We start from the raw sequence: 25,100 nt of genomic DNA, 5'->3' as shown, positions 1-25,100 counted from the left end.
TGTTTTGGAAGAAAAAATACTTTTAATTTGCCGCTCTAAATTACGGGCGTAGTTCAAGGGTAGAATAGCGGTCTCCAAAACCGTTGATGGGGGTTCGAATCCCTCCGCCCGTGCAATAAAAAATAACAATCGTTATTAAATATTTATCAGGAGCTTTCAAGGAATTTAGTTAAAGGTAAAAAGCATAAAAAAAAGCTTCGTCTGAAATAGGCGAAGCTTTTTTTAATATAAGGTAAACTTGAATTAATAATTATTTATGAAGCCGAGGCCAACCCTTAAATTCAATTTTGATTAGGTAATAATTTAGTTTTCAATTGAATTTCAAATATACCATAAACTATATCGTGTTAGTCTTAAAATTATACTAAATTTTAAAAGGTTGTTTTTACTTTTTAAATGACTCAGTCTTAAGAAAGTGACAATTTGACATTTTGAAAGATTTGGCAGTACTTTTGCAATCCAAAAGAAAGAATAAAAAATGAAGTTTAAGAATATTTTTAAAAATAAAAGTAATATGACTACTGAAAATACAGAATTCGATCAGGAATTAGATGATGTAACGTTAGAGAACAATGCCAACGGTGAGCAGTTAATTGTTGAAGAATTAAGTGTTGAAGAGCAATTGGCTCAAGACTTGGCAAAAGAAAAAGATAAGTTTTTGAGACTATTTGCCGAATTCGAAAATTACAAAAAAAGAACTTCAAAAGAGCGTATCGACTTGTTTAAAACTGCAAACCAGGATGTTTTATTGGCTATGTTACCAGTTTTAGATGATTTTGACAGAGCTATAGTAGAAATCAACAAATCGGAAGATGAAACCTTGACAAAAGGAGTTGAGTTGATTCATGAAAAATTAAAAAACACTTTAGTTTCTAAAGGTTTAGAGCAAGTTGAAGTAAGAGCAGGTGATGCTTTTAATGCTGATTTTGCAGAGGCAATTACCCAAATTCCGGCTCCGTCTGAGAAGTTAAAAGGGAAAATTGTTGATGTTATTGAAAAAGGATACAAATTAGGAGACAAAATCATCCGTTTCCCTAAAGTTGTTATCGGAAACTAAAAAGAGCAAATGACATATTCTGAAAGTCAATTTTTAAAGTATTGGAATTTGGAATTTTAAATTTGGACACAAGCGCTAGCGAACTGGCGAAGCAATTTAACCTAAATTATGAAAAAAGATTTTTACGAAATACTAGGCATTTCAAAAAATGCTGATGCTGCCGAAATTAAAAAAGCTTATAGAAAAAGTGCATTGAAATATCATCCGGACAAAAATCCGGGCGACAAAGAGGCAGAAGAAAACTTTAAATTAGCGGCAGAAGCTTACGAAGTACTAAGCGATCCTAACAAAAAAGCGAAATACGATCAGTACGGACATCAGGCTTTTGATGGTTCTGGCGGATTTGGCGGCGGTCACGGTGGTATGAATATGGATGACATTTTCAGCCAGTTTGGTGATATTTTTGGTGGAGGATTTGGTGGTTTCGGTGGAGGCGGAGGCGGTGGCCCTCGTCGTGCTAAAGGAAGCAATCTTCGAATTAAAGTAAAATTAACTTTAGAAGAAATTGCAAATGGTGTTGAGAAAAAAGTAAAAGTAAAACGTAAAGTTCAGGCAAAAGGAGTTACTTACAAAACGTGTTCAACTTGTAACGGTCAAGGACAGGTAATGCGTGTAACCAACACTATTTTAGGAAGAATGCAATCTGCGTCAACTTGTCCTGCTTGTGGCGGGTCTGGCCAGATTTTAGATAAAAGACCATCTGAAGCTGATGCACAGGGAATGATTTTAGAAGATGAAACCGTTTCAATCAAAATTCCTGCAGGAGTTGTTGATGGTATGCAGTTGAAAGTTTCTAATAAAGGAAACGATGCTCCCGGAAATAGTATTCCTGGAGACTTAATTGTTGCTATTGAAGAATTAGAGCATGAGTTTCTGAAACGTGAAGGTGAAAACATTCATTATGATTTATACATCAGTTTCCCGGAAGCCGTTTTAGGAGTTTCTAAAGACATCGAAGCAATCAATGGAAAAGTTCGTATCAAATTAGAAGAAGGAATTCAATCCGGAAAAATCTTAAGATTAAAAGGAAAAGGTATTCCAAGCATCAATGGATATGGAAGTGGAGACTTGTTAGTTCATGTAAATGTATGGACTCCAAAAACGTTGAACAAAGAGCAAAAGCAATTTTTTGAAAATGCCCTTAACGACGATCACTTTATTCCAAGCCCTGAAAAATCAGAAAAATCATTTTTTGAAAAAGTAAAAGATATGTTTTCATAATCAGAACTTTTTCTAAAATGGAGTAATAGTAAATTTTAAAACCCATTCTATAGTAAATCATAGAATGGGTTTTTTGTATGAATAGTACAAAATTTCGATACTATTTATTTACTTTTACACTCATAATGCCACAATAGTCAAACTGACGCAGAAAATCTTAATTATAGCATGAGCAACTTACTCGAAGTACATAAAGTCGTAAAACAATACGGTGATTATGTAGCGCTTAACGAAGTTTCATTAAATGTACCAAAAGGTAGTATTTATGGACTATTAGGTCCGAATGGAGCCGGAAAAACTTCCCTGATCCGAATTATAAATCAAATTACATTGCCGGATAGTGGTGAAGTAATTTTGGATGGAGAAAAATTGCAGCCCAAACATGTACAGCATATTGGCTATCTTCCCGAAGAAAGAGGGTTGTATACTTCTATGAAAGTTGGAGAACAATGTTTGTATCTGGCACAGATGAAAGGACTCTCTAAAGCCGAGGCAAAATTACAATTGGAATACTGGTTCGATCGTCTGGGAATTCAGGGCTGGTGGAACAAGAAAATTCAGGAACTTTCGAAAGGAATGGCCCAAAAAATTCAGTTTGTAGTTTGTGTGTTACACAAGCCTAAATTGTTGATTTTTGATGAGCCTTTCTCCGGATTTGATCCTGTAAATGCAAATGTTATTAAAGATGAGATTCTGGCATTAAAAGAACAGGGAGCTACCATTATTTTTTCGACACACCGTATGGAAAGTGTAGAGGAACTTTGCGATCATATCGCTTTAATTCATAAATCGAACAAATTGATTGAAGGTAAGGTGAGTGATGTAAAACGTCAATTTAGAACCAATAGTTTTGAAGTGGGAATTCTGACGGATAATGTAGAAGGCCTGATGTATGATATCACGCAAAAATTTACCGTTTCGCCTGCAAATTTTAAATCCTTGAATGATGATTTGAAATTAGATATTCAAATTGGAAATGCAACGCCAAACGAGTTATTGCATCTGTTGACGCAACGAGGACAGGTTACTCATTTTGTAGAGAAAATACCAAGCGTAAACGATATTTTTATTCAAACAGTTACCGAAAACAAAAATTAAACTTCAAAAATTAAATTCCAAATTCCAATGTTAGAGTAATCAAAAGTGGAATTTGGAATTTGAAAATTAAAATATTTATGAGCATCATTTCATTAATTATAAAAAGAGAATTTATTGCAAAAGTGCGCAATAAGTCTTTTGTTGTCATGACGTTTTTGAGTCCGTTGTTATTTGTGGCAATTGCAGGTTTTATTGGTTATCTGAGTTCAATGAAAGCAGAGACGAAAAGAATCGCAATCCATGACGAAACGGGTTTGTTTGCCCAGGATTTTGTAAAACAGAATAAAGAAGAGGCCGAGTTTAAGTACCTCAATGTATCTGAGATTGATACAAAAGCACTAAAAGACAGTATTACTAATGAAAGCTTTGATGGTTTAATTGTAATTCCAAAAACCAATAATTTAGCTGATTTAGAAAGTAAAATCGAGTTTATTTCGAATAACAGTCCGAGTATTTCTTTTATCGAAAGAACACAGCGTGTTATTGCATCAAAAATTACCAAAGTAAATCTTGAAACGGCAAAACTGGATACAGTGGCCATTCAAAAAGCACAGTCAGAGGTTAATATTCATTTAGTAAAAGCATCCGGAGAGGAAAGCTTAAAAGGACTGAATGAAATAAAAATTGGAATAGGTGGTGCTTTTGGTTATCTGATCATGATGTTTATTATCATTTACGGAAATATGGTGATGCGTAGTGTGATCGAAGAAAAAACAAATAGAATCATCGAAATTATTATTTCCTCAGTAAAACCTTTTCAGCTGATGATTGGTAAAATCGTGGGAACTTCTCTTGCGGGATTGCTTCAGTTTATTATCTGGGCGATCATTGGTCTGGGATTGATGTTTGCGGCTTCGGCCTTTTTTGGTGTTAATGTTGGTCCAACGGCCAGAATTTCACCTGAATTAATGCAATCTGCTCAGCATGAAATGTCGGGGACAGCTAAAATGTATATTAGTGAATTATGGAATTTGCCTATTGCCAGTATTATCATTGGTTTTGTGGTTTATTTCATCGGAGGATACTTTTTATATAGCTCTTTTTATGCAGCCATTGGTGCAGCAGTTGACAATCAAACCGATTCGCAGCAATTTCTATTACCTATTTTAATGCCGCTTATTTTAAGTGTTTATATAGGTTTCTTTACAGTGGTCAATGATCCTCACGGAACCATTGCGGTTGTGTTTTCTATGATTCCGTTGACCTCGCCAATTGTAATGTTAATGCGACTTCCGTTTGGAGTGCCGTGGTGGCAAATTGCAATTTCGGTATCATTATTGTTTGCTACCTTTTTTCTTGTAGTATGGTTCGCTGCCAAAATTTACCGAATAGGGATTTTGATGTACGGCAAAAAACCAACCTGGAAAGAATTGTATAAATGGCTTAAATATTAATTTTTTTAAGTTGCTAAGATACTAAGGTTCTGAGTTGCTAAGCTTTTAGTTTAGGCAGAAAAGAAGAACTTAGAACCTTAGTAACTCAGAACCTTAGAACCTCAAAAAGAATGAGTAAAATACTAATTATAGAAGACGAAGCATCCATTAGAAGAGTTTTGGTGAAAATTTTATCTGAAGAAAATGATACTTATAAGGTAGATGAAGCTGAAGATGGTGCGGCGGGTCTTGAGAAAATAAAAAACAATGATTACGATTTGGTTTTGTGTGACATCAAAATGCCAAAATTGGACGGAGTTGAGGTTTTAGAAGAAGTAAAAAAAATCAAACCGGAAATTCCGATGGTGATGATCTCTGGTCATGGCGATATGGAAACCGCGATTCATACGATGCGTTTGGGAGCATTTGATTATATTTCGAAACCACCTGATTTAAACCGATTACTGAACACGGTTCGTAATGCTTTAGATAAAAAACAACTCGTGGTTGAAAATAAAATCCTAAAGAAAAAGGTAAGTAAAAACTACGAAATGGTAGGAGAAAGCGAAGCAATCAGTCATATCAAGTTAATGATTGATAAAGTTGCTCAAACCGAAGCGAGAGTTTTGATTACAGGTCCAAACGGAACTGGAAAAGAATTGGTAGCGCACCAATTGCATGAAAAAAGTGAGCGTTCTAATTTTCCATTAATAGAAGTAAACTGTGCTGCAATTCCGAGTGAATTGATCGAAAGTGAATTGTTCGGTCACGTAAAAGGAGCTTTTACATCGGCGGTGAAAGATCGTGCCGGAAAGTTTGAAGCTGCTGACAAAGGAACTATTTTCTTAGATGAAATTGGAGATATGAGTCTTTCGGCGCAAGCCAAAGTGTTACGGGCGCTACAGGAGAGTATGATTACCAGAGTGGGAGCAGAGAAAGATATCAAAGTTGATGTGCGCGTTGTAGCGGCAACAAATAAAGATTTAAAGACTGAAATTGCCGAAGGTCGTTTCCGTGAAGATTTGTACCACCGTCTGGCTGTAATTTTAATTAAAGTGCCGCCATTGAATGAAAGACGCGATGATATTCCGGCATTGATTACGCATTTTACAGAGAAAATTGCTTCAGAACAAGGAAATTCGGTAAAAGTGTTTTCGCCACAGGCGATCAAATTATTGCAGGAGTACGATTGGACAGGAAATATTCGTGAACTACGAAATGTAGTTGAAAGATTAATTATTTTGGGAGGAAATGAAATTTCTGAAACCGATGTTAAAATGTTTGCAAGCAAGTAAGGGCAATAGGCTTTAGGCTATAAGCTTTAGGCTTTAGGCTTTTTGCTGGTGTAAGCATAAGAAATAAAATGAATTTTGGCTTAAGGCTTAAGGCTTAAAGCGTAAAGCATAAAAAAAATGAAACTAAAAAAAATAAACGAGAAGTTACAAGAGGCTCTAATTGAAAACGGTTTAACAGAGGCAAATGTTTTGCAGCAGGAAACTTTTTCGACTATTAAAAGTGGGGCAGATTGTATCATTCTTTCTCCGGCAGGGAGCGGAAAATCTACAACAATTGTATTGAATGTCATTCAGCAATTGGCAGGTCAGACAGAAGAATCGCCACGTGCGTTGATTTTTGTAGAGGACAAGGCCAAAGTGTTAGAAATGGAAGCGCTTTTTGAAAAATACGGAAAATATACCAACCTTGAAGTTTACGGAGTACACGACAAAGGTGATATGGATTACGATAAAAACTATATCTCTACCGGAATTGATGTTCTGATTGGGACGCCAAACAAATTGAGCGATATGTTTACAACGGCGGGCTACAATGTAAATCGATTGAAAATGTTTATCCTGGATGATGCTGATCCTATTTTGAAATTACGTCACGAAACTAAGATTATGCGTATTTCAAACAGTATTACCAAAACACAACGTATTATTTTTGCAGAAACCTTAACAGAACGCATCGAAATTTTAGCAGATAAAATGTTGCTGGAGCCTTATCTATTTGATATGGATGAAGAAGAAGAGGAACTTGAGGATGAGGAGGATATTGAAGAAGAATAAATTTGTGAAATAATGGATTTATATGGAGATTTTCAAAACATTTAAATTTTTAATGATTACACTTTTAGTTTTTTTTATTGTAATTTATGTTTTGATCGTTTCTTACGTATATTTCAATCAGACTGAAATGGTATTCCAGAGGGCGCAGCTTCCTAAAGATTATCAATTCAATTATCAGCAAAAATTTGAGGAGCTAAACATTAAGTCTTTTGATGGAGTAGAATTGAATGGATTATTATTTAAGGCTGAGAATTCAAAAGGTTTAGTTTTTTATCTCCATGGAAATGCGGGGACACTTGAAACTTGGGGAAAAATTGCAAAAATCTATACCAGATTGGGATATGATATCTTCATATTAGATTACAGAAGTTTCGGTAAGAGTGAAGGCGAAATTAATGATGAAGAGCAATTAAACAAAGATGTATCTGCTGCATATAAAACATTATCTAAAAGATATTCTGAAAGCAATATTATTACCGCGGGCTATTCAATAGGTTCCGGACTAGCTGCTATTTTGGCTTCTGAGAATAAACCAAAAGCATTGATTCTGCAATCGCCTTATTATAGTTTTACAGAATTATCAAGTAGTAAAGTACCGTTTTTTCCGAATTTCATGAAGAAATTCCGCTTTGAAACCTATGAATATTTGCCAGAAATTAAGACACAGATTTATATTTTTCACGGAATGGAAGATCGTTTAATCCCCTATGAAAATTCGGTTCGATTGAGTAAAATGATAAAATCCAATGGGCATCTTTATCTGTTAAAAGGGCAGGGGCATATTGGTATGAATGAAAACAGTGATTTTCAAAATCAATTAAAAAGAATATTAGAGTAAAAAATAAATAACAATAAAAGTAAGATGTCATGGGATTAATGAAAGTGTATTCAGGTAGTGAAGTGTTAGCAATTGCTTTACAGGAAAGATTGGAAGAGGCAGGATTGGAAACAGTAAAGAAAGATAACATTCAATCGGCTCGTATGGCTGGTTATGGCGGTTCAGATTTGGCAGTAGAGGTATTTATTCAGGAAACCGATTTTGCAAAAGCTAATCCGATTATCGAAGAGTTTAGAATGAGTCTTTAATAATTGTAGTTGTTTTGTGAAGTGTGAGATGTGAAGTGTGAAGTGTGAGATGTAAACTGTGACTGAGCACTGAGACTGAGACTGAGTACTGAGACTGAATACTGAGACTGAGTACTGTGACTGCGACTGCACACTAATAACAGGCAGCTGAAAATAAAAAATATGCAATATAAAATGTTAGTGCTTGACATGGATGATACCCTGTTGACAGACGATCATAAAATTTCAGACCTTAATAAAAAAGTACTTCTGGAAGCACAAGCAAAAGGCGTATACGTCGTTTTGGCTTCCGGTAGGCCTACATCAGCAATGACTGCTTATGCTAAGGAGTTAGAGTTAGATTTGTATAATTCCTATATCATTTCGTTTAATGGTGCAATCATAAGTACGGTTAAAGATGATGTGATTTTGTTTGAACAAAAGTTAACGGTGGAGCAAATTCATGAATTGTATGACTACAGTGTAAAAAAGAATACTCACATCATCACTTATCTGAACGGTGAGATTATAAGTGAAACCGATTCGGAATACATTGAAGTTGAAAAAGAAATTACCGGATTACCACACAATAAAGTATATAGTTTTAAAGAAGCTGTGACTGAAGCTGCAGTAAAATGTATACTGCTGGAGGAGCCTTCTTATCTGAAAGAAGTCGAAAGTGATTTAAAAGCAACAATGCCACATTTGAGTGTTGCGATGTCAAAACCTTTTTTTCTGGAAGCAGCACAGAATGGAATTGATAAAGCAGCCAGCTTAAAACTTCTAGCCGAAAAGTTAAACATTCACCAGAGTGAGATTATTGCCGTTGGAAATGCTGGAAATGATTTGACCATGATCGAATATGCAGGACTTGGTGTTTGGGTAGATAATGTAACGCCGGAATTAAGAGATAAGGCAGATTTAATCGTGGCTTCCAATAATAATGATGGTGTAGCTGAGGTAGTGCAACGCTATATTTTAAATTAAAGTTTATGAAAGACCCAATTGAAACTGAACGACTACTTTTAAGAGAATTACTTCTTTCGGATACTGATGGAATGTTTGAATTAGATTCTAATCCAAACGTGCATCTTTTTGTGGGAAATAAACCCGTGAAAGAAATTCAGGAAAGTGTAGATATGATAAAACATATTCAGGGACAATATGAAGCTTTTGGAATAGGCCGTTGGGCAGTAATTTCAAAAGAAACCAATGAGTTTTTGGGTTGGTCCGGAATAAAGTTTATTACCACGGAAATTAATAACCATAAAGATTTTTATGAAATTGGATATCGTTTCATCGAAAAACATTGGGGGAAAGGTTATGCTACCGAAGCCGGAATAGCATTTGTTAATTATGCTTTCAATGTGATAAAAGCAGAAGCTCTTTATGCTTATGCCGATGAAGGAAATAAAGACTCAAGAAGAATATTAGAAAAACTAGGTTTTTGCTATGTCAATTCTTTCGAATATGAAGGAGAGTTGGAAGTTTGGTATGAATTAAATAATCCAAACTTGTAAGTAATCCTAAGAAATGTGTTCCAAATCTTTGCAAACTCAACTCATTTAAGATTTGCAAAGATTTGGAAAACAACTCGAAGTTCTTAATACCTAAACTAAAGTATTAAATATTATTTTTTAGCTACAGAAACAAAATACTTATTTCCGTCACCCATTGTCAGTTTTACACGTTCGTCACAAAGATCGATTGCAAAATTGGCACTTTCGTAACAAGTACAGGTTGTATTTTTGTCTTTAGACATTTCGGTTTTGCAATTGTTGTTTTTAAAAGTTGACAATTGTGGCGTGTATAAGCTTACTAAATCAGTAGAAGCGGTTACCAACGAAATGATACTTGCTGAATTATTGTTTGTAATTCTGTAAACAATTCTGTCAGTATAGTTTACTTCGTTTACAGTTACTTTACGGATATAAGTGTAGGCTGTTGAGCCTTCACCCGGTTCTTTTACTTCAAATTTAAATCCAACCGCACGAATTGCAATATCAAATTGAGTTTGAGAGTTTAAGCTCGCCCAGGTTGTCAATGTGCTGATAGATGGAAATGGATTAGCAGCTGGAGCAGTTTGTGCCTGGGCGCTAAAAAGGGTTAAGAACATCAAGCAGATTGTGGGTAAAAATGCTTTCATATGGAGTTTTAATTTTTAATTTTTGCCTACTCTTTCTGGTTTTCGGCCTTCCCATTTTTTACTGTAACAAAACAACAACATAACGATGGAAAATCAAAATTGTTACGTGCTATTTATGATTTAAATAATACAACTTTCGCTCACTATTTTTTGGAGAAGTGAAAGTACTTCTAAAAACAATTCAAACAAAGCTAAATGTAAGAAAATTTCAATTTAATGGGTGTAAAATTGTACTTAATCGATATTATTTGCGTTTAATCGATTTGTTTGTCAATTTATTCCTATCGATTTGTTGTTTTACTTTTTTAGAGACACTTTTTTTAAACCTTTATTTTGTTTGATTTGTAGTTTTTTAAAATGAATTAAAATAGAGGTTTGTTGCAAAATATTGATATATAGTGTATTATTGATTTTATTTTAAAGAATATTGTACGTAAATTTGCAAACTCTTCAAAAGAGATGTAAATATAATATCTTACTACTTAAAACGTAGTTTATTCCTATGGAAAATAGAAAAAAAGTTGCCTTTTATACGCTTGGTTGTAAACTGAATTTTTCAGAGACTTCAACTATTGCCCGAAACTTTAACGACGAAGGTTTTGATCGTGTTGATTTTGAGGAAATAGCAGATATCTATGTCATCAATACCTGTTCTGTTACAGAGAATGCCGATAAACAGTTTAAGCAGGTGGTAAAAAAAGCAATGAAGCTTAATGAAAAAGCTTTCGTAGCGGCAGTAGGCTGTTATGCCCAGTTAAAACCGGAGGAATTAGCTTCTGTGGATGGAGTTGATTTGGTTTTGGGAGCAACAGAAAAATTTAAGATTACCGATTATATTCACGATTTGAGCAAGAATGACATGGGTGAAGTACACTCCTGTGAAATTGCCGAAGCTGATTTTTATGTGGGAAGTTATTCTATTGGAGATCGTACCCGTGCTTTCCTGAAAGTTCAGGACGGTTGTGATTATAAATGTACCTATTGTACCATTCCATTAGCAAGAGGAATTTCGAGAAGTGATGCTTTGGAAAATGTATTGCAAAATGCGAAGGAAATCTCGGCTCAGAATATTAAAGAAATTGTTTTAACCGGAGTTAATATTGGTGATTACGGGAAAGGGGAGTTTGGAAATAAAAAACACGAGCATACCTTTCTTGAACTGGTTCAGGCTTTGGATAAGGTTGACGGAATTGAGCGTTTGCGAATTTCATCTATCGAGCCCAATTTGTTGAAAAATGAAACGATTGAATTTGTTTCAACAAGCCGAACTTTTGTACCGCATTTTCATATCCCGTTGCAATCCGGAAGTAATGATATTTTGAAATTGATGAAACGCCGTTATTTGCGTGAAGTTTATACTGAACGTGTCAATAAAATTCGTGAAGTAATGCCTCATGCTTGTATAGGTGTCGATGTTATTGTTGGTTTTCCGGGTGAAACAGATGAGCACTTTTTAGAAACCTATCATTTTCTTAACGAAATGGATATTTCGTATTTACACGTATTCACTTATTCGGAAAGAGATAACACAGAAGCTGCAAACATGCCAGGAATTGTTCCGGCAAATGTAAGAGCGAAACGCAGTAAAATGTTACGCGGATTATCGGTTAAAAAACGCCGTGCTTTTTATGAAAGTCAGTTAGGATCTAACAGAACTGTTTTGTTCGAAAGCGAAAATAAAGAAGGATATATTCATGGTTTTACAGAGAATTATGTAAAAGTAAAAACACCCTGGAATCCAGAATTGGTCAATACCTTACAAGAAATAAACCTGACTAAAATTGACGAAGACGGAAGTGTTCGTCTCGAGTTTTTGAATAAACTGGCAGAGGCTTAAATCTAGTTTGCCATTTCAAGAAACGAGAATCGGGCGATAGTGAACAGACGAAGTAAATCACATTAGAAATTCGACAAAGAGTAGAGTTCTAGACTAAGTAACTCCAATCTTGTTATTTCGGGGTGAGGAGAAATCACACGAGAAACTCAACAAAGATTGGCGAATTTAGGAATGGAATTACTGCTGTGATTTGTCCTTGAGTCGAAATCACAGAAAAACAGAAAAACCCTTTGTAAAAAGGGTTTTTCTGTTTTTGAAATAATTAATTCTGATTTTCCGGAACGACCAATTTCAGCGAATTGATATAATCGGTATCAAATTCAATCACTCTTATTTTTTGCGGATTAAAGCTTAATTCTCCGCCAAACTGACCTTTTGTGTCCAAGAAATCGATGGTAAGTTCTTCATCCGTCAATTCGATTAATTTTCCTAAATAAGCCGATTTTGCTGATTTTTTAGAAATCTGGAAAATACCATACTTGTTGGTAATAAAATTTATAATGGAAGTCAAATCTCTTATTGGAATGATATCTTCGGCATTTGTTTTTAGTCCTTTTAAACGGATTATTTTTTCTGTAAATGCCAGATCCTGATCCCTGTGAATGGCTTCGATGTTTTTATTTTTGAGCACTACAAAACCATCCAGAATAAAATCTGCGGGATTGTTTCGCAATAAAATCCATTCATCTGAATAGTCAATAAGAAATCCTGTAAAAAGTTCTTTCTTATCTGTAAATTCTATTGCAATTAATTGTCTTAAATATTGTTCCATCATATATTTTTTTTGAAATCACAATACTGAAATCCCAAATTCCAAAACGAGTTGAAATTTTATAAAAATGTCAAAAATTGGAATTTGGGATTTAAGTATTGGAATTTATTTTTTTAAGGATTAGTAGACCAGATGCTGCTGTTTTTAATGAAAACGCGACGGTTTAATTTCAATTGTGCAATAATCAATTCGGCTACATCTTCGGCCTGCATTACTTTTTCCGGATTTCCGTCGGTTAATTTTAAGTCAATAGCTAAATCAGTTGCTACGGTACTTGGTGTTAAGGCAGTAACCCGAATATTATGTTTTCTCATTTCGTGCATTAAAGAATCTGTTAGTCCCAAAACAGCAAATTTAGAGGCACTGTAGGCACTTGTTAAAGCATTTCCGTTTAATCCGGCCGTTGAAGAAATATTGATAATCTCACCTGTTTTTCTTTCAATCATGTTTGGAACAACAGCACGGGTTGTATAATAAGTCCCCATTAGGTTTACTTTGATAATATTTTCCCATTCTTCCGGTTCCAGTTCCAGAAAATTACCAAATTTACCAGTACCTGCATTGTTGATCAGAATATCAATATGTGTAAATTCGGCTAAGGCATTTTCTACAGCACTATTTATAGAATTAATATCAGAAACATCGGCAGTTAAAGCCAGAGATTTTACACCCAAATTATTGGTTTCAATTGCCAGTTGCTCCACATCGGCCAGTGTTCTTGAGACTAAAATTACATTAACTCCTTCTTTTGCAAGTGCAAGAGCAATTGCTTTTCCTATTCCTTTTCCCGCTCCTGTAATTAAAGCATTTTTATTTTTTAAGTCTGTCATGATTGTAATGTTAGAAATGCCAAAAGCATCATTTTAGTACAACAAAAATAAGGCTTTTGCTTCCTAAATGATGCTTTTAAGTGTTTTCTTAATCTAAGTTTAACAACTTTTTTATTCTTTCAAAACCATGTCGATACACATTACTGCTGCCATGATTAGTTGTCTTTGCGAGCTGTCAGCAGCTACAGTTTCTTCAATTTGAAGGATATAATTATCGGCACTGGTGAAGAGTTCTTTTCCCATCCCGGCCCATTTTTTACTTACTTGCGCCAGTTGTTTATTTTCATGTGTAAACTTAAAATCCCAGCCTGTCCATTTTCCCTGAAGCGTAGCAACCGGTTTTTCATTCTTGTCTAAAATCTCAAATCTGCCACCAAAAGAAAAGAATTTTTGCTTAAACGTTCCTATCAGTCTGTCTTTCTCGTCAAAAACTTCAACAGTTGATCTGAGCCAGGCAATACCACGTTTAACTGTAATTACTTTCTCGCCTGAAGCCGTTGTAATTTCAATATTAAAAGGAGTCATTCTTTTGTAATCGGTAAAACGAAATACTTTGGTAAAAAATCCCAGATTATTTTCTCTGCAATTCAGGATGATCTGATTGTTTTCGGGATTGTAAATATCATAGTTGTTTGCTGCTTTAAACATGCCAACATGTTCTTTTACAAGAAATAAATTCTGATTTAAGATAGGGGGCCTTAAATGAAGTATGAAATTGATTTGTAAATAGTCCTTTAAAGATTGTAGTTTGAATTTTCTTTAAAGAAGATCAAATGTAAAAATAATTTTGTTAATAAGCCCCTGTTAAAATAAAATCCGCATCATTAAATCTTTAATTATTTTCTTTTGTTGTAATAATTATAGCGCCATTTATTCCTTTATTTCCATAGAGTGAAGTTGCTTCAGTTTCTTTTACAATTTTTATCTCTTTGATATCATTTGGATTTACTTTAGAAAATTGTTCCGAATTTATTATAACTCCGTCAATAATTACCAAAGGTGCATTGAGAAGAGATTTTTTTGATGGTGCACATATTATGATCCGATTATTAGTATTTACTGGTTCTACAGTAGAAATGGTTTTCTCTTGTGCATGTGTTGTAAAACAGAAAGATATAGAGAGAGCCAATGAAATAAGTTTTATATTTTTCATCTTAAAATTTTAAATAAGTATTGCCATTTATCTTTGTCAAAGTTTTTAGACAGGAGATTGGCAAATTTTATTAGTAAACAGGGGTAAATATTTAGATCGAGGATTCGCTTCAAATTAATAGAATCATTGTCATTCCAATCAAACAGGAATGACAATGATATTTTTTAAGATTTTAAAAAAAAGACAGGATTAGAATTTAATTGAATTTAGCAGCTTCAATCAAACGAATAAATTCTGCTTTATATCCTTCTGCATCATTAGAAAGTCCCTGCTTGGCTAATTTCAGAATCGCATCCGAAGATTTATCTGAAATGAGTTTTGAATCTCTTAGTTTTAATCCGAACCAGGCTACCGAAGAACTGAATTTAAAATCATCAGAAGCTTTCTCTAAAGTAACAGCTTTGTTTTCAATTACCTGCATCATTTCGATACTTTTGTTACCATCCGGTTTTTTGTAACGGAATTTTATAGTTGCAAGTTCATTGTTGTAATTTACACCGTCTTTTTCAACTTTAGTATACTTCAAATCATCGGGTTGCTGTGCTAAATAGTCGCTTTTCACTCCAGCAGGAATAATTTCATACAAAGCCGTAACGGTATGGTTGCTTCCTAGTTCTCCCGCATCAATAGCATCATTCTTAAAATCTTCCGGACGTAACTTTCTGTTCTCGTATCCAATTAAACGGTAGGCCTGAACTTGTTTCGGATTGAATTCGATCTGAATTTTTACATCTTTGGCAATGGCAAACATAGAACCTTTAAATTCTTTTCCTAAAAAACGATTTGCTTCCTGAATATTATCGATATAGGCATAATTTCCATTTCCTTTATCGGCCAGAGTTTCCATTTTACTGTCTTTATAATTTCCCATTCCGTAGCCCAGGCAAGTAAGGAAAACACCGGTTTTTCTTTTGTCTTCGATTAGTTTTTCCATGTCTGAATTAGAAGTGTTGCCTACATTAAAATCTCCGTCGGTTGCCAGAATCACTCTGTTGTTCCCGTCTTTGATGAAATTTTCTGCTGCGATTTTGTAAGCCAGTTCAATTCCGGCACCTCCGGCAGTGCTTCCTCCGGCATTTAAGTTGTCGAGAGCGTCAACAATTGTTTTTTTCTCATCTCCGGAAGTCGGGGGTAAAACCAGTCCGGCTGCACCAGCATAAACCACAATGGCTACTTTGTCTTTTCTGCGTAACTCATTTACCAATATTTTCAGAGATTGTTTGAGTAAGGGTAATTTATTTAGGTCACTCATTGATCCTGAAACATCAATTAAGAAAACGAGATTGGAGGCAGGCAAATTCTCTGTTGGAATATTTTTGCCTTGTAAACCAATTTTAAGCACTTTGTTTTTCGCATTCCATGGAGAATCGCTAAGCTCTGTATGAATAGAGAAAGGATTTTGATCCTTAGGTTGTGGATAATTATATTTAAAGAAATTCACCATTTCTTCTACTCGAACGGCATCTTTGGGAACCGTCTGTCCATTATTGATAAAACGTCTTACATTGGTGTATGAAGCATTATCAACATCGATGGAAAATGTAGAAAGAGGTGTTGTTTTTGGGCTCTCAAAGGCGTTTTCTACAAAAGTATTGTAGTCTTCCTCATTAGGTTCTACCGGTTGCGGAGCAGTTATTTTTTTCAGTTTGGTATTTAATTCTTTCTCTGTAAGGTTTTTGTAAATGCCGTTCTTTGTAGCAACAATAACAACTCCGTTTGAGGCTCTGTTTCCATAAAGTGAAGTAGCTTCTGCTTCTTTTATAACTTTTACTTCTTCCACATCATTCGGATTGATTTTTGAGAATTGATCAGATTTCACAGGAACACCATCGATTATATACAAAGGTTCATTTTTAGAAGAAATAGATGCAGTTCCTCTTATAATTATGTTTTGATTGGGTGAAGGCTGAACGTAATTGCGAGTGATTTGTGGTCCGGCAACTCTTCCCTGAAGTGTTGAGGTAATAGTCTTAGCAGCCATTTTCTTGTCACGACGGCTGTAATTTGAGCTTTTATGTTCAGTATTTGAGGTTCCATAACCCACAACGACTACTTCACTCAGGGATAGATTTTCGGCAATTAATTTGACATTGATAACATTTTGATAGTCCACTGTTTTGGTTTGGGCGTGGAATCCGATATAACTAAATGTTAGTACATCTCCTTTTTGTGCCTTGATGGAGTACTTTCCGTCAAAGTCGGTTTGCGCTGTGGTTTTAGTATTTTTAACAACCAAGGTTACGCCCGGAAGCGGAATATTGGTTTCGTCGGTAACTATTCCTGTAATTGTTTTCTCCTGTGCCGATGCTACGAAACATATAAGCATAGATAGGGCTAATGAAATAAGTTTTACGTTTTTCATGGTAGTAATTTTTAGATGAATAATCGGGTTGAGCGGGGTCAGAGCTTAAAGCCCTGACAAAGATTTTTTGAAATTAAATTGGAGTTTTGCCGTTAGTCTTTTGCTGCAGGTTTTCCTTTTCGGGTTGTAATGATTACCACTCCTTTTTTTCCTTTTTCGCCATACTTTGAGGTGGCTTCAAGATCCTGAAGAACGGTAATTGTTTTGATCTCCTGTTTGTTTAAAGGAGCATACGGACTGGTTGGGTTCTGACCAAATAAGTCGCTTTCAGAATAGTAAATTCCGTCAATAATGTACAATGGAGCATCTAGTACGACAAGAGAATCCACATTTTCAGGCTGTAAATTCGGAAGTTCTGTCTGCATCATTTGATCCCTTTTGGCATCGTCTTTGTGCGAAATTGGATTTCCGTTCAAAACAATTAGAGGAGCGCTTTTTCTGGCCATTGTTGCCTGCTTTTCTGCATAAGCCATTTTAGCTGACTCTCGCTGCATTGATCCGGCGTATCCATAAGTGGCAACGGCTTTGTCTTTTGTGACGCTGCTTTCCTCTTCTTTATTTTTATAAGATTCGGATTGTACAGCTACCGGAGCAGCAATTTGATCTGCAACGGCTGGTGGAGCGACTTCTGTGATTACAGCATTGTTGGGAGAAGATTGTATTTCCTGTAATGCTACTTTTTGCTGTTGTTTGATTTGCTGGTCTAAAATTTTTACCGCTTCTGCTTTCGGAACCATTATAGAATCTGAAGAAACAATTGCGTTCTCTTTTTCCAAAGCGGGCTGCTCTGTTTCGTTAACTACAACTTTTGGGGTTGATAGTGGAGTTGTTTTATCTGATTTTAAAAATTGGGCTCCTAAAGAAATGAGCAATAAAAGAGAGGCTGCGATGGCAATTTTTTTCCATAACGAAATGGTTTTTTTATCCTCTTTTTTGTCCAGTTTATCTTCAAGGCGCGACCAGACTTTTTCCATTCCCGGGAAATCTTTAGTTTCCGAGTTCTGTGCGGCCTCTTTAAATTTATCGAATACTTTATCTTGATTGTCCATGACTATTTTGCTTTTTGGTAATACAATTTATTGACTAACTCCTTTAGTTTGGTTTTAGCGGCATTCAATTGTGATTTCGATGTGCCTTCAGAAATGTTCAGCATAGCGGCTATTTCTTTATGTCCGAAACCTTCAATAACAAAAAGGTTGAAAACCGTTTTACAGCCGTCCGGAATATGGTTTAGTAAATTCAGTAAATCTTCTTCTTCCAATGCGTTCACCTCCTCGGTAAAAGGTTGCGAAAGCAATTTGACATCATCAAGATACATATTGAAATTGGTGTTTTTCTTGATGGTTGCCAAACAATGGTTGACGGTAATTTTTCGGGCCCATGCCTCAAAAGCCAAAACTTCTTTCAGTTGTTCCAGCTTTGTAAATATGGTATAGAAAGCGTCAGCCATAGCTTCTTCAATTTCTTCTTCCTTCTTAAGGTATCGTTTGCAAACGCGATACAGTTTTGGAGCCATATGCTCATAAACCTGACGCTGAGCATCGCGGTTCATTTTTTTGCAGTTGGATATGAGAGTTTCGTTTATCACAATTGTTGTCTTTATACTAAAGAGGGCTTAAAAGATAAAAAGGTTGGGAGGGGTGTAAAAAAAAATAAAAATAATCAATTTTGCTTTGTAGTGAAAACAAAAAAAATCTGTAGAAGTAAATTAGTGCATCTACAGATTTTTTATTAAACTATATTCGAGATTTTACTTTTTAAGCTGAAACTTAGTATTTCCAACCTGCCACAATGCAAATGCCCACATGTCTGCTTCATCACCGTAAGTAACATCTAAGTCACTTGAATGGTGACCGTTGGCATAGTTAACGTGTAATAAAATGGGATTTTCGGAGCTATTATAATTTTGCAATATTGCAGCAAATTTGCCTGGCTCCCATGGCGCAACTCTAGGATCATTAATTCCTGTGCGTATGAAAGTAGCTGGATATTTTTCGCCTTTTTTCACTTTGCTTTGCGAATCCATTTCTAAAATATATTTTACATCCTCTTCATTTTTTAAAGTTCCGATCTCTGGAATTTGATTTGCCCCATTTGGAGAAGTTTCCATTCTGATTGCATTGGTACAACCTACTTCAACAAGAGCTACTTTATAAAGATCAGGACGTTCTGTAATTGCTCTTCCAATCAATATACCTCCCATGCTTACTCCATTTCCAATAAGTTTTTCTTTAGAAGTATATTTTTCTTTTATCAAATATTCTGAACAAGCAATAAAATCTTTCCAAGTATTTGACTTTTTAGCTTTCATTCCGTCAGTATGCCATTTATTGCCTTTTTCACCTCCTCCACGAGGATGCGCAAAAGCCACAATAGTATTTTGTTCTAATAAAGTCATTACGCTAGATCCTACAAAATATGGATATTGACTAATCCCATAAGCGCCGTATCCTGTAATATAACAAGGTGTAGAACCGTCAATTTTAATGTTTTTAGGATAAATTATAGATAAAGGCACCATTACTCCATCGTGACTTGGTACTTCTACTTCTTTTACAACATAATTTTTGCTAAAGTCAGGAAAAGAACCATTTGCGGTTAATTCTTTACTTTTTCCTAATTTTCCAGTTTGGGCATCATAATCATAATCAGTAGAAGGAGTAACCCAGCCATTGTTAAAAAGCATCATGTTATCGTTTTGACGTGGACTTAATGGAAATGCTGAATTAGAGCCCGCTGGAAGTGGAATTTTTTTGATTTCTAAAGTTTTGGCATTAATTTGGAAAGTTTCCTGATTGATTCCGTCGCTCAAATTATAGTAAATGAAGTTTTTAGACTTTCTTAGTCTTCGTATAACTTTATCATTTTCTGGAACAAGAATCGTTGGATTATTAAAATCTGGATTTTTTAGACTTGTATATGCCAGTTTATAATTAGGAGCATTTTTATGAGTAAGGAAAAAAAGTTTATCACCAATAATTTGACTATCCGTTATATCATCTTCATATTTCACTAATGGTTTCCAATTAATTTTTGATTTTCCTAGTTCTGAAAATGGCGCATAAAAAGAAAATTCTTCATTTTTTGTAGATCCAATATCTAAAATGATATATGAATAATCATCAGGAAATTTAACATAAGGAAATTGTGCAGCTAGAATTTCTAATTCAGGATTGTTTTCTTTTGAAGCCAATATTTTATCTGTTTTTGGATCAGTGCCAATAACATGTAAAAAAGCTTTCATATTCTTCAAAAAAATGTCACTTGTATTATCTCTCGTAGCCATTTGTGTATATGTTATGGCTTTACTGTCCGGAGTAAATTCAAAAGGAAATTCGCTCCAAACAGGAGTAAGTTTATCTGAAAGGAATTTTTTCGATTCGAGATCCATAATTTTTAGGTCGCAAACTTCTGCACCGCCTTCAGATATGGTTACAGCTAGTTTTTTGTTATCAGGACTAATATTAAAATTGGTGATAGTGGCACCTTTAGTAATTGTATTAGGATCTAACAATAAAACTTCAGCTCCATTTCTGTTTTTACGGAAATACAACTTGTATATGTTTTCTTGCTTTTTATTTTTTGTATAGTAGAAAATATCACCAACCTGTATAATAGATCCGTATTGATCTCCACCCAAAGCCTGAATCTCTTTCATTCTATTAAAAAGAACATCGCGTCCAGAAATTGTTTTCACAATAGAGTTGGTATAATCCGATTCGTCTTTGAACCATTTTTGAACTTCAGGATTGTTCATGTCTTCAAGCCATCTGTATGAATCTGTGATTTTTGTTCCAAAATAATCATCTACAACAGGACGTTCAGGAGTCGTAGGATATTTATATTGGGCTTGTGTGGCCTGACTTGTAATAAAAATTAGAAGAGCTAAAGTGGTTTTCCGGATCATTTTTTTGTGGTAGTTTATAGTTTGTTGGGTAAAGTTAATTTATAAATCTTCGTTTCGAGAACTTCTGTGTCATTATCCTCACAAAGTAAAGTTTAATTTTAAGCGTAAAAAGAAATATATCAATATGAAAAGTCCCTTTTTAATGTCATTGAGTTACTTTTTATATTATTTAACAGATGAATTGTTTTTAAAGTAGGTCGTCTTTTTAAACCATTTTTCAATTTTTACAACCGACTCTTCATCTACTTTAGGATTGCAATTTAAACCTAGATTAATTTTAGTATTTGAGATATAAGAGTTAAGAAAAATTATTGCAAAACCACCAATCTCACCATTGTCGTCAGATAGAGTAGAAGAGAATATGTTTGTATATCCGCAACATTTTTCTTTAGATCTCATGATGGAAATTAGATAAGCTACATCATTTGGTTTTACCCAATTATCAGGAAACTCACCACTCATTGTTATGCTATTTAGAGGGGTTTTATTGTATTTCTCTTTAAAAAAGAGAATAAAAGATTTTGGGCTAAAATCTTTAGGCGATAAAGTTTTATAATATTCTTTTTTTATTTTAGTTGTTTTAAAGTCATAAAATAGATAACCGCCAGTCAAAATCATAAAAACGATTAATAGCGAAAGAATTATTTTTTTCATGAAAATTCGTTTTACTTAACAGGCAAACTCAATTTATAAATTTTCGTTTCTAGAACCTCTGTATCATTATCTTCGCAAAGCAAAAACTCGATTTTATCATTTGTTTTTTGATAAAAAGTCAGACCTTCGAATTTATTGGTTGCCGTAATTTTTTGAGTAAAATCGATTTTCATGGTTTTAAGGTCGATTCTTCCTATGAAGCTTCCCAAAATTTCACCGTCGTCATAAGTTGATTTAGTGTTTTCTACTGTAGAAAGGAAATAGATTTTATCTTCCACCAAAATAGCATCTGTAAAACTGGAGCGAATCCCTTTTATTTTTGGAAGCTTATAATTGGTTGCAACCAGAGCGAATTCTTCTCCCAGACTTTTAGCATGGATAGTAAAAATGGTGTTTTTGTTCGAGATTCCATTACCACGATTGAACAGGTACCAGTTCTCACCATCAAAAATAGAACCTTCCAGATTAAAATCTTCCGGTTTTATTTCGCCAAAACTTTGCATTAGTGCATATAAATCAACCAAATTATTTTTTTGCAGTATAGTTTTGTTTTTAAGATCGAATGCAATCATCTTGTTTCGGTTTTCGGTAGAACCGGAGCCAAAAACATAAAGCGTATCATTATGGTTGGTTAAAGACTCAAAATCGGGTTTAAGATTTTTTGCAATATTCTTTGTTGGATTGTCTATTAACGCATGCTCACTCAATTGCTGATCCTGCATGTGGTATTCGTATAAGAAGCCACTATTGTCACCAATAATATAAAGCGAATTGTTATTGAAAAATAATCCTGATGCCGACCCGATTCCGATGATTTGAAATAATATTTCTAAGGTGAATTTTTCCATGAATGTTGTTTTGTAAATAAAATTGCTGTCTCCGAAAGTATTACATGGAACAGCAGGAATATGCTTTGTAAAAATAGTATATTTACTATTACGAAAAAACTCATAAATATGAAATCAATAGATCCGAATGATTTTAAAATCACAGATAAAATAAAATTATCAAAGATTCCTACTTTGCTCGACCTTGATGCAGACAGTGAGGAAAAAGAGGCTAAACTCGATAAAGTTCAGGCTAAATTGAGTAAACAGCAAGATGCCATGTATGCTCATAACAGATATGGCGTTTTGATTTGTCTGCAGGGAATGGATACTTCCGGAAAAGACAGTCTGATTCGGGAAGTTTTTAAAGAATTTAATCCGCGTGGAGTAGTGGTACATAGTTTTAAAACGCCTACTTCGGCAGAGTTGGAACACGATTATTTGTGGAGACATTATGTGGTTTTACCCGAAAAAGGGAAATATGCGATTTTTAATCGTACCCATTATGAAAATATTTTGGTTACCCGCGTGCACCCTGAGTATATATTGAATGAAAATTTACCCGGAATTGAAAAGGTAGAAGATATTCCGAAGGATTTTTGGAAAGACAGAATGGAGCAAATCAATAATTTTGAAAAGCATATTACGCAAAACGGAACAATTGTACTGAAGTTTTTCCTGCATTTGAGTAAAGAGGAACAACGTAAACGTTTGTTAAGACGATTGGAAGAAGAAAAACACAATTGGAAATTCTCGGTTGCGGATTTGAAAGAACGTGCACATTGGGAGGAATATCAACAATATTATGAAGAGGCCATAAATAAAACCTCGACAAAAGATGCTCCGTGGTATATAATTCCGGCCGATGATAAAGAAATGGCCCGTTACATTGTGGCTAAAACCATTTGGGAAGAAATGCAGAAGCATACCGACATTAAAGAGCCTGAGTTACCGGAGAGTATAAAGGCTAATATTAAAATATATAAAGAGCAATTAGAAAACGAGTCTTAAATAAGGCTCTTTTTTTTGCTTTAATGTTACTGCAAGTTTATGAGTGTTTTGTAGTACTAATTTAATGTTAACTTTTTTTTGTTTTAAAGCAGTTTTTTTGCAAACTGTTGTTTTTTTGATAATATCTAAATCATTTTAAATTAAAGAGTAGGGGATTACTTTGTAAAAAAAAATAGAAACCAATTTTTAACTAAATGAAAAGAATTATTTTACCCCTAATTATGTTAGGTTCGTTACTTACATCTTGTAATAACGATTCTAAAGACGAAGCAGAAACAACAAGTGTTGTACTGAAGGATCAATCTGTAACACCAAGTTTAATAAAAGCTCAGGCAGGATTTGAAAGTTTGAAAATTTATTCTCTTTTTAGTTCAGATGATGTTTTTGCAGACAGTCCTAAATTTGTTTTTGGAGGTTCTGCTGATGGTTCGGGGCTATTGAAAAATACCGACGGAACTTTTACTTTCTTAGTAAACAACGAAGACAATTTTGCGGTTTCGAGAATTACTTTAGACAAAACATTCAAACCTACAAAAGGAGAATATTTGTTAAACTCTAGTGGAGGAACCTGGAGATTGTGTGGGGCTACTATGGCTACTAAAGAAGAACATGGTTTTGGACCGCTTTATTTAACATGCGGAGAGTCAGGAGAAGAGTCTCGTACACATGCCTTAGATCCGTACGCTAGTGCTGGAGGAGCATCAGTATCTAAAGAATTATCAGGATTTGGACGTTTAAGCGCCGAAAATGCTTTACCATTACGTTCTTCTGCTTACAAAGGAAAAACAGTTGTAGTAATTGGTGACGATGACTCTGGAACTTACGGAGGTCAGGTTTTTATGTATGTATCAAATATTGTTGGTGATTTAACAGGTGGATCTTTGTACATGTTAAAAAGAAATGACAGCAACCAAAGAGAAAGAGACATGACTGTGGATCAAACTTATCCTGTTTCTTTCGTGAAAATTGACAACCACACTACTTTAACAGGAGCTCAGATCAACGCATCTGTAAATACTTTGAAAGCAATCAAATTTGGTCGTGTTGAAGATTTAGATTACCGCAAAGGAGGTAACAATGCTGACCGTGAATTGTATTTTAACGTAACCGGACAAGATATCACAGGAACGAATGCCGATGCTTCAAGAACGAAATACGGTAGAGTTTACAGATTAAATCTTGATGCTGCCGATCCGTTAAAAGGAACTTTAGAATTGGTTTTAGATGGAGATAACCGCAGTGGAAAAGCAGGGAAATTTCAAAACCCGGATAATATTTGTGTAACCAGTAACTATGTTTACGTTCAGGAAGATGCAAACGGATACGGTGACGAAACACACGATGCTTATATCTATCAATACAATATCGCTACAAAAGAATTGAAAGTAGTATTAGAATTAGATCACCGTCGTACTCAGGCTGATGCTGCCAAATACAACGTAGGTAAACTATCAAAATTCGGAGATTGGGAATACGGTGCTATGATCGATGTATCAGATCAGTTGGGTATTCCTGATACTTTCATGCTAAGCATCCAACCTCATACCTGGACTGGCGAAAAATATAAAGGAGTTGACGGAGGAACAAATCGTCCGAACGAGCAACAAGCAAGTCAAATTGTAGTGATTAAAGGTTTAGCGAGATAAATTTTTAAAGCATTATAAAACAGTCATCCACTATTTCAATTTGAGGTAGTGGTTTCTGTTTTTCTGAATATT

The 25,100-nt window shown here is 34.7% G+C and carries 24 protein-coding genes and 1 tRNA gene; 14 read left to right on the top strand and 11 right to left on the bottom strand.

Annotated elements, in window-relative coordinates:
• Positions 1-42 precede the first annotated feature (42 nt).
• From FLA105534_RS11090 to FLA105534_RS11040, 11 genes are all read left to right on the top strand, one after another.
• Positions 43-113, top strand: a tRNA-Trp gene (locus tag FLA105534_RS11090).
• A 365-nt stretch (positions 114-478) separates the two neighbouring features.
• Positions 479-1,057, top strand: a complete 579-nt coding sequence (locus FLA105534_RS11085; RefSeq protein ID WP_173966181.1) for a nucleotide exchange factor GrpE — start codon at positions 479-481, stop codon at positions 1,055-1,057.
• Positions 1,058-1,165: 108 nt separating this feature from the next.
• A complete protein-coding gene (gene dnaJ, locus FLA105534_RS11080; protein ID WP_173966180.1) occupies positions 1,166-2,278 on the top strand; it encodes a molecular chaperone DnaJ in 1,113 nt (370 codons plus the stop codon).
• Between the two features lie 168 nt (positions 2,279-2,446).
• Entirely contained in the window at positions 2,447-3,376 is a 930-nt protein-coding gene (locus FLA105534_RS11075; RefSeq protein WP_173966179.1) for an ABC transporter ATP-binding protein, read from the top strand.
• 77 nt (positions 3,377-3,453) lie between these two features.
• Positions 3,454-4,770 (top strand): ABC transporter permease, encoded by a 1,317-nt coding sequence (locus FLA105534_RS11070; RefSeq protein WP_173966178.1) that lies wholly within the window; start codon positions 3,454-3,456, stop codon positions 4,768-4,770.
• A gap of 110 nt (positions 4,771-4,880) precedes the next feature.
• A complete protein-coding gene (locus tag FLA105534_RS11065) occupies positions 4,881-6,044 on the top strand; it encodes a sigma-54-dependent transcriptional regulator (RefSeq protein ID WP_173966177.1) in 1,164 nt (387 codons plus the stop codon).
• A 117-nt stretch (positions 6,045-6,161) separates the two neighbouring features.
• A complete protein-coding gene (locus FLA105534_RS11060; RefSeq protein WP_173966176.1) occupies positions 6,162-6,818 on the top strand; it encodes a DEAD/DEAH box helicase in 657 nt (218 codons plus the stop codon).
• Between the two features lie 52 nt (positions 6,819-6,870).
• On the top strand, positions 6,871-7,656 hold the full coding sequence (locus tag FLA105534_RS11055) for an alpha/beta hydrolase (RefSeq protein WP_246253217.1): 786 nt from the start codon (positions 6,871-6,873) through the stop codon (positions 7,654-7,656).
• A 29-nt stretch (positions 7,657-7,685) separates the two neighbouring features.
• Complete coding sequence (locus FLA105534_RS11050) at positions 7,686-7,904, top strand: putative signal transducing protein (protein ID WP_173966174.1); 219 nt, start codon at positions 7,686-7,688, stop codon at positions 7,902-7,904.
• Between the two features lie 162 nt (positions 7,905-8,066).
• Positions 8,067-8,870, top strand: a complete 804-nt coding sequence (locus tag FLA105534_RS11045; protein WP_173966173.1) for a Cof-type HAD-IIB family hydrolase — start codon at positions 8,067-8,069, stop codon at positions 8,868-8,870.
• A gap of 5 nt (positions 8,871-8,875) precedes the next feature.
• On the top strand, positions 8,876-9,403 hold the full coding sequence (locus FLA105534_RS11040) for a GNAT family N-acetyltransferase (RefSeq protein ID WP_173966172.1): 528 nt from the start codon (positions 8,876-8,878) through the stop codon (positions 9,401-9,403).
• Between the two features lie 110 nt (positions 9,404-9,513).
• Here the strand turns inward: FLA105534_RS11040 and FLA105534_RS11035 are convergent, their stop codons facing one another.
• Positions 9,514-10,029: a hypothetical protein gene (locus tag FLA105534_RS11035; protein WP_173966171.1), complete on the bottom strand. Its 516-nt coding sequence runs from the start codon at positions 10,027-10,029 to the stop codon at positions 9,514-9,516.
• 502 nt (positions 10,030-10,531) lie between these two features.
• On the opposite strand from FLA105534_RS11035, the gene mtaB reads away from it, so the two are divergent.
• Complete coding sequence (mtaB, locus tag FLA105534_RS11030; protein WP_173966170.1) at positions 10,532-11,866, top strand: tRNA (N(6)-L-threonylcarbamoyladenosine(37)-C(2))-methylthiotransferase MtaB; 1,335 nt, start codon at positions 10,532-10,534, stop codon at positions 11,864-11,866.
• Between the two features lie 262 nt (positions 11,867-12,128).
• Here mtaB and FLA105534_RS11025 read toward each other — a convergent pair whose 3' ends face one another.
• The 10 genes from FLA105534_RS11025 to FLA105534_RS10980 all read right to left on the bottom strand — a co-directional run bounded on the left by FLA105534_RS11025 (position 12,129) and on the right by FLA105534_RS10980 (position 22,392).
• A complete protein-coding gene (locus tag FLA105534_RS11025; RefSeq protein WP_173966211.1) occupies positions 12,129-12,638 on the bottom strand; it encodes a hypothetical protein in 510 nt (169 codons plus the stop codon).
• Positions 12,639-12,751: 113 nt separating this feature from the next.
• Positions 12,752-13,468, bottom strand: a complete 717-nt coding sequence (locus FLA105534_RS11020) for a 3-ketoacyl-ACP reductase (RefSeq protein WP_173966169.1) — start codon at positions 13,466-13,468, stop codon at positions 12,752-12,754.
• Between the two features lie 111 nt (positions 13,469-13,579).
• Positions 13,580-14,116 (bottom strand): LURP-one-related/scramblase family protein, encoded by a 537-nt coding sequence (locus FLA105534_RS11015; protein WP_173966168.1) that lies wholly within the window; start codon positions 14,114-14,116, stop codon positions 13,580-13,582.
• Positions 14,117-14,300: 184 nt separating this feature from the next.
• Complete coding sequence (locus FLA105534_RS11010; RefSeq protein ID WP_173966167.1) at positions 14,301-14,621, bottom strand: TonB-dependent receptor plug domain-containing protein; 321 nt, start codon at positions 14,619-14,621, stop codon at positions 14,301-14,303.
• Between the two features lie 196 nt (positions 14,622-14,817).
• Entirely contained in the window at positions 14,818-16,983 is a 2,166-nt protein-coding gene (locus tag FLA105534_RS11005; protein ID WP_173966166.1) for a VWA domain-containing protein, read from the bottom strand.
• A 92-nt stretch (positions 16,984-17,075) separates the two neighbouring features.
• Entirely contained in the window at positions 17,076-18,032 is a 957-nt protein-coding gene (locus tag FLA105534_RS11000) for a hypothetical protein (protein ID WP_173966165.1), read from the bottom strand.
• Positions 18,033-18,034: 2 nt separating this feature from the next.
• A complete protein-coding gene (locus FLA105534_RS10995) occupies positions 18,035-18,535 on the bottom strand; it encodes an RNA polymerase sigma factor (protein WP_140505632.1) in 501 nt (166 codons plus the stop codon).
• Between the two features lie 198 nt (positions 18,536-18,733).
• On the bottom strand, positions 18,734-20,890 hold the full coding sequence (locus FLA105534_RS10990) for a prolyl oligopeptidase family serine peptidase (RefSeq protein WP_173966164.1): 2,157 nt from the start codon (positions 20,888-20,890) through the stop codon (positions 18,734-18,736).
• Positions 20,891-21,055: 165 nt separating this feature from the next.
• Positions 21,056-21,544, bottom strand: a complete 489-nt coding sequence (locus tag FLA105534_RS10985) for a hypothetical protein (RefSeq protein WP_173966163.1) — start codon at positions 21,542-21,544, stop codon at positions 21,056-21,058.
• Between the two features lie 11 nt (positions 21,545-21,555).
• Positions 21,556-22,392 (bottom strand): DUF6929 family protein, encoded by an 837-nt coding sequence (locus FLA105534_RS10980; protein WP_173966162.1) that lies wholly within the window; start codon positions 22,390-22,392, stop codon positions 21,556-21,558.
• Between the two features lie 108 nt (positions 22,393-22,500).
• Between FLA105534_RS10980 and FLA105534_RS10975 the strand changes: the two genes are divergently transcribed.
• Together FLA105534_RS10975 and FLA105534_RS10970 are read left to right on the top strand one after the other, a co-directional pair.
• On the top strand, positions 22,501-23,382 hold the full coding sequence (locus FLA105534_RS10975) for a PPK2 family polyphosphate kinase (protein ID WP_173966161.1): 882 nt from the start codon (positions 22,501-22,503) through the stop codon (positions 23,380-23,382).
• A gap of 194 nt (positions 23,383-23,576) precedes the next feature.
• Positions 23,577-25,028, top strand: coding sequence for a PhoX family protein (locus tag FLA105534_RS10970; protein ID WP_173966160.1), 1,452 nt, complete (start codon positions 23,577-23,579; stop codon positions 25,026-25,028).
• Positions 25,029-25,100: the final 72 nt, after the last annotated feature.

Origin of the sequence: Flavobacterium collinsii (genome assembly GCF_902804485.1) — a bacterium.
GTDB lineage: Bacteria > Bacteroidota > Bacteroidia > Flavobacteriales > Flavobacteriaceae > Flavobacterium > Flavobacterium collinsii.
This window is presented reverse-complemented; position numbering and strand designations above follow the sequence as displayed.

What these genes read in the sequence shown, in the direction of transcription:
- FLA105534_RS11085 (WP_173966181.1), top strand. Translation starts at nt 479, where the DNA reads ATGAAGTTTAAGAATATTTTTAAAAATAAAAGTAATATGACTACTGAA.
- dnaJ (WP_173966180.1), top strand. Translation starts at nt 1,166, where the DNA reads ATGAAAAAAGATTTTTACGAAATACTAGGCATTTCAAAAAATGCTGAT.
- FLA105534_RS11075 (WP_173966179.1), top strand. Translation starts at nt 2,447, where the DNA reads ATGAGCAACTTACTCGAAGTACATAAAGTCGTAAAACAATACGGTGAT.
- FLA105534_RS11070 (WP_173966178.1), top strand. Translation starts at nt 3,454, where the DNA reads ATGAGCATCATTTCATTAATTATAAAAAGAGAATTTATTGCAAAAGTG.
- FLA105534_RS11065 (WP_173966177.1), top strand. Translation starts at nt 4,881, where the DNA reads ATGAGTAAAATACTAATTATAGAAGACGAAGCATCCATTAGAAGAGTT.
- FLA105534_RS11060 (WP_173966176.1), top strand. Translation starts at nt 6,162, where the DNA reads ATGAAACTAAAAAAAATAAACGAGAAGTTACAAGAGGCTCTAATTGAA.
- FLA105534_RS11055 (WP_246253217.1), top strand. Translation starts at nt 6,871, where the DNA reads ATGATTACACTTTTAGTTTTTTTTATTGTAATTTATGTTTTGATCGTT.
- FLA105534_RS11050 (WP_173966174.1), top strand. Translation starts at nt 7,686, where the DNA reads ATGGGATTAATGAAAGTGTATTCAGGTAGTGAAGTGTTAGCAATTGCT.
- FLA105534_RS11045 (WP_173966173.1), top strand. Translation starts at nt 8,067, where the DNA reads ATGCAATATAAAATGTTAGTGCTTGACATGGATGATACCCTGTTGACA.
- FLA105534_RS11040 (WP_173966172.1), top strand. Translation starts at nt 8,876, where the DNA reads ATGAAAGACCCAATTGAAACTGAACGACTACTTTTAAGAGAATTACTT.
- FLA105534_RS11035 (WP_173966171.1), bottom strand. Translation starts at nt 10,029, where the DNA reads ATGAAAGCATTTTTACCCACAATCTGCTTGATGTTCTTAACCCTTTTT.
- mtaB (WP_173966170.1), top strand. Translation starts at nt 10,532, where the DNA reads ATGGAAAATAGAAAAAAAGTTGCCTTTTATACGCTTGGTTGTAAACTG.
- FLA105534_RS11025 (WP_173966211.1), bottom strand. Translation starts at nt 12,638, where the DNA reads ATGGAACAATATTTAAGACAATTAATTGCAATAGAATTTACAGATAAG.
- FLA105534_RS11020 (WP_173966169.1), bottom strand. Translation starts at nt 13,468, where the DNA reads ATGACAGACTTAAAAAATAAAAATGCTTTAATTACAGGAGCGGGAAAA.
- FLA105534_RS11015 (WP_173966168.1), bottom strand. Translation starts at nt 14,116, where the DNA reads ATGTTTAAAGCAGCAAACAACTATGATATTTACAATCCCGAAAACAAT.
- FLA105534_RS11010 (WP_173966167.1), bottom strand. Translation starts at nt 14,621, where the DNA reads ATGAAAAATATAAAACTTATTTCATTGGCTCTCTCTATATCTTTCTGT.
- FLA105534_RS11005 (WP_173966166.1), bottom strand. Translation starts at nt 16,983, where the DNA reads ATGAAAAACGTAAAACTTATTTCATTAGCCCTATCTATGCTTATATGT.
- FLA105534_RS11000 (WP_173966165.1), bottom strand. Translation starts at nt 18,032, where the DNA reads ATGGACAATCAAGATAAAGTATTCGATAAATTTAAAGAGGCCGCACAG.
- FLA105534_RS10995 (WP_140505632.1), bottom strand. Translation starts at nt 18,535, where the DNA reads ATGAACCGCGATGCTCAGCGTCAGGTTTATGAGCATATGGCTCCAAAA.
- FLA105534_RS10990 (WP_173966164.1), bottom strand. Translation starts at nt 20,890, where the DNA reads ATGATCCGGAAAACCACTTTAGCTCTTCTAATTTTTATTACAAGTCAG.
- FLA105534_RS10985 (WP_173966163.1), bottom strand. Translation starts at nt 21,544, where the DNA reads ATGAAAAAAATAATTCTTTCGCTATTAATCGTTTTTATGATTTTGACT.
- FLA105534_RS10980 (WP_173966162.1), bottom strand. Translation starts at nt 22,392, where the DNA reads ATGGAAAAATTCACCTTAGAAATATTATTTCAAATCATCGGAATCGGG.
- FLA105534_RS10975 (WP_173966161.1), top strand. Translation starts at nt 22,501, where the DNA reads ATGAAATCAATAGATCCGAATGATTTTAAAATCACAGATAAAATAAAA.
- FLA105534_RS10970 (WP_173966160.1), top strand. Translation starts at nt 23,577, where the DNA reads ATGAAAAGAATTATTTTACCCCTAATTATGTTAGGTTCGTTACTTACA.